This is a genomic window from Paracraurococcus ruber, from assembly GCF_004353985.1.
Taxonomy (GTDB): Bacteria; Pseudomonadota; Alphaproteobacteria; order Acetobacterales; family Acetobacteraceae; genus Paracraurococcus; species Paracraurococcus ruber.
Window position 1 is genome coordinate 1 of record NZ_SMOA01000395.1, and the last position, 3782, is coordinate 3782.

Consider the following 3782-nt stretch of genomic DNA (forward strand, 5'->3'; position numbering starts at 1 on the left):
CCCCGCCGCGACGCCATGCGTGCCGGCCGCGGCACCGCCGGGGGCGGTCCCGCCGGCCCGCGCGGGCTTCCGGCCCCGGCCGGGCGGGGGCAGGCTGCCGCGGCAGACGGGACAGGGAGGATGTTCATGGCCTATGCGCCCTTCGACCTGACGGGAAAGGTCGCGCTGGTGACCGGCGGCAATGGCGGCATCGGGCTCGGCATGGCGCGGGCGATGGCCGAGGCCGGCGCCGACATCGCCATCTGGGGCACCAGCGAGGCGAAGAACGCCGCGGCGCGCGAGGCGCTGGCGGCCACCGGCCGCCGCATCCTGGCGCTCCGCTGCGACGTGGCCGATGAGGCGGCGGTGGAGGCCGCCTTCGCCGAGACGCTCGGCGTGCTGGGCCGGGTGGATGGCTGCTTCGCCAATGCCGGCATCTCCGGCGGCCGCAGCGGCCCCTTCGTGGACCGCACGGTGGAGGAATGGGACCGGGTGCAGGACGTGAACCTGCGTGGCGCCTTCCTGACCTTCCGCGCCGCCGCCCGCCACATGAAGGCGCGGGCCGAGGCCGGGGACCGCGGCGGCGTGCTGGTGGGCACCGCCAGCCTCGCCGCCATCGAGGGCGCGGCGCGGAACGAGCACTACGGCGCCTCGAAGGGCGGGATGGCGGCGATGATCCGGGCGCTGGCGGTGGAGCTGGCGCGCTACGGCGTGCGGGCCAATGCGATCCTGCCCGGCTGGATCGAGACGGAGATGACCGCGCGGGCGACCAGCGACCCGAAATTCGCCGGCAATGTCCTGCCGCGGGTGCCGATGCGGCGCTGGGGGACGGGCGCCGATTTCGGCGGCATCGCCGTCTACCTCCTGAGCGACGCCTCGGCCTTTCACACGGGCGACAGTTTTTTGATCGATGGCGGTTACGCACTATACTGATGCAGCGGTTCCCGTGCGCGGCAGTGCAAAACCGACAAAAGACGTATATTGTACTCAATCATGAGTGATAGTCACCCCGCGCCGGCGCTGGCAGGATGCAGGACGCGTGGCCGGTCCTGCCTCGCCACGATCCCGCCGACCGCCGGCGGAAGAGGGATTTGTTGTCATGACTGCCATGGTCGTCCATGCGCCAAGAATGCCCGCCTTCGGCGAGGCCGACCTCACGAATTGCGACCGGGAGCCGATCCATATCCCCGGCTCCATCCAGCCGCACGGGATGCTGCTGATCCTGCATCCGGACAGCCTGGTGGTGCTGCAGGCCGCCGGCGATCCCGCCGCGCTGCTGGGCTGGACCGGCGCGCCGGTGGTGGGCAGCCGGCTGCATGACCTGCTGCCGGCCGAGGTGGTCGGCGCCCTTGGCCGGCTTCTCGATTCACTGCCGGGATTGCCGCGATCCCGGGCGTCGCTGGAAGCGGTGCTGCCCGGCGGCCAGCGCGCCGACCTGATCCTGCACCGGGCCGCGGCCGGGCTGATGCTGGAGATCGAGCCGCTGCCGGGCGATCTGCCGTCGGTGCGGCCGAGCCCCCTGCCGCTGGTCCAGGCCATGCTGGCCCGGGTCGCCGCCGCGCCGAGCCTGCGGGAGGCCTGCCAGGCCGCCACCGAGGAGGTGCGGCGGGTCACCGGCTTCGACCGGGTGATGGTCTACCGCTTCCTGCCGGATGGCAGCGGCGCGGTGATCGCCGAGGCGCGGGCCGAGGATCTCGGGTCCTTCCTCGACCTGCACTACCCGGCATCGGACGTGCCGCAGCAGGCGCGGCAACTGTACCTGGACAACTGGGTCCGGCTGATCCCCGACGCGGCCTACGTGCCCAGGCCGATCGAGCCGGCGCTGAGCCCGCTGACCGGCGAGCCGCCCGACCTGTCCTTCTGCGGCCTGCGCAGCGTGTCCCCGCTGCATCTCGAATACCTGGCGAATATGGGCGTCCGCGCCTCCATGTCGCTCTCGCTGGTGCGGAACGGCCGGCTCTGGGGCCTGATCGCCTGTCATCATCGCACGCCCTGGCAGCTGCCCTTCGTCCAGCGCGCCGCCTGCGAGGTCTTCGCCCAGATGGTCTCCCTGCAATTCGAGGCGCAGGAGCAGTCCGAGGACTTCGCCGAGCGGGAGCGGCAGCAGCGGGTGCATGAGGGCCTGCTGCGGGTGATGGCCCAGGAGGGCGACCTGGCGCAGGGGCTGATCCGCCACCGGCCGAACCTGCTGGATTTCGTCCGCAGCGACGGCGTCGCCCTGCTGATCGAGGGCAGCTACGCCGCCATCGGCCGCACGCCGGAGGAGGCCGAGGTGCGCGCCCTGGCCGGCGTCCTCGCCGGCCTGGCGGAGGATGGGGTGGCCGCCACCGACAGCCTGCCGGCGCTCTTCCCGCCGGCCGCGGCGCATGCCGCGGTGGCGAGCGGGGTGCTGATGCTGGTGGTCTCGCGCGATCCGCGCGACTGCATCCTGTGGTTCCGGCCGGAAGTCCCGCAGACCGTCACCTGGGCCGGCAACCCGAACAAGCCGGTGGAGCTGGCGCCGGACGGCCCGCGCCTGACCCCCCGCCGCAGCTTCGAGGCCTGGCGGGAGACGGTGCGCGGCCGCAGCCACCCCTGGCGGGCGGTGGAGCTGGAGGCGGCGCGCACCTTCCGAGTCTCCCTGCTGGAGGTGGTGCTGCGCCGCCTGGACGAGGTGGCGCGTGAGCGCGCGAAGGCCCGGGAACGCCAGGATTTCCTGATGGCCGAGCTGGACCACCGGGTGAAGAACACCCTGGCCAACATCCAGGCCCTGGTCCGCCACAGCAGCGGCGGCGCCGCGACGGTGGACGGCTTCGTGCAGGAACTGGGGCGGCTGCAGGCCATGGCGCAGGCCCACAGCCTGCTGGCGCGCAGCCGCTGGGAAGGCGCCGGGCTGCATGCGCTGGTGGAGGAGGAGCTGCGGGCCTTTCGCGGCGCGGGGGCGGCGCCCGACGCGCGCATCGCGGTGGAGGGGCCGGACCTCCGCCTCAAGCCGAAGGCGGCGCTCGCCCTCAGCCTCGCCCTGCACGAGCTGGCGACCAACGCAGCGAAATACGGCGCGCTGTCGGTGCCGGATGGGCAGCTGCGGATCGCCTGGCGGCCGGATGGCGAGCGGATCCGGCTGGACTGGACGGAGACGGGCGGGCCGAGGGTGGTGCCGCCGGCGCGGCGCGGCTTCGGCAGCACGGTGATCGAGCGCGGCCTGGCCTATGAGGTCGGCGGCGTCGTGGCATTGGAATTCGACCCCGCCGGGCTGCGCTGCCGGGTGGACATGCCGCTGCGCCAGGTGGTGGATGCCGGGGCGCTGCTGCCGGCCTTCGCCCGGTCGGTCCGCGCCGCGGCGACGCCGGGCGTCCGGCTGCGCGGCCGGCGCGTGCTGGTGGTGGAGGATTCCGCCCTGGTGGCCATGGAACTCGAATCGGCGCTGGCGGCCGAAGGCGTCGAGTTACTGGGCCCGGCGGCGACCCTGGCGGAGGCGCGGGCGCTGCTGCGCGCCGACCCGCCGGATGCCGCGCTGCTGGATGTGGAGCTGGATGGCGAGCAGGTCTTTCCCATCGCCGATCTGCTGGCCGAGCAGGGCGTGCCGCTTGCCTTCGCCACCGGCTACGAGGCCGGCGCGGTGCTGCCGGCCCGCTTCGTCGGCGCCCGGGTGCTGGTGAAGCCCTTCCGCGGCGAGGAGGCGCTGACATTGCTGCGGCGGATGCTGGCGCCAGGCTGAGGGCCCGGCCGGTGGCCACGCCCGGCGGCCGCATCCGGCGGCGCAGGGCGCCGGCCGAGCGGCGCCGGACCGGGGTGCTGGCGGCGCCGCACGCTGCCGCAGGGCC

Annotated in this window: 2 protein-coding genes; both read left to right on the forward strand. The window is 74.1% G+C overall.

The genetic code is table 11. The features are described 5' to 3' along the window. The first annotated feature begins 126 nt into the window (after positions 1–126). Positions 127–912, forward strand: coding sequence for an SDR family NAD(P)-dependent oxidoreductase (locus E2C05_RS29665; RefSeq protein ID WP_133223221.1), 786 nt, complete (start codon positions 127–129; stop codon positions 910–912). Between the two features lie 166 nt (positions 913–1078). Further along, on the forward strand, positions 1079–3676 hold the full coding sequence (locus tag E2C05_RS29670; protein WP_200305612.1) for an HWE histidine kinase domain-containing protein: 2598 nt from the start codon (positions 1079–1081) through the stop codon (positions 3674–3676). Positions 3677–3782: the final 106 nt, after the last annotated feature.

Excerpts from the sequence above, each read along its gene's own strand:
- E2C05_RS29670 (WP_200305612.1), top strand. The coding sequence starts at position 1,079 with ATGACTGCCATGGTCGTCCATGCGCCAAGAATGCCCGCCTTCGGCGAG.
- E2C05_RS29665 (WP_133223221.1), top strand. The coding sequence starts at position 127 with ATGGCCTATGCGCCCTTCGACCTGACGGGAAAGGTCGCGCTGGTGACC.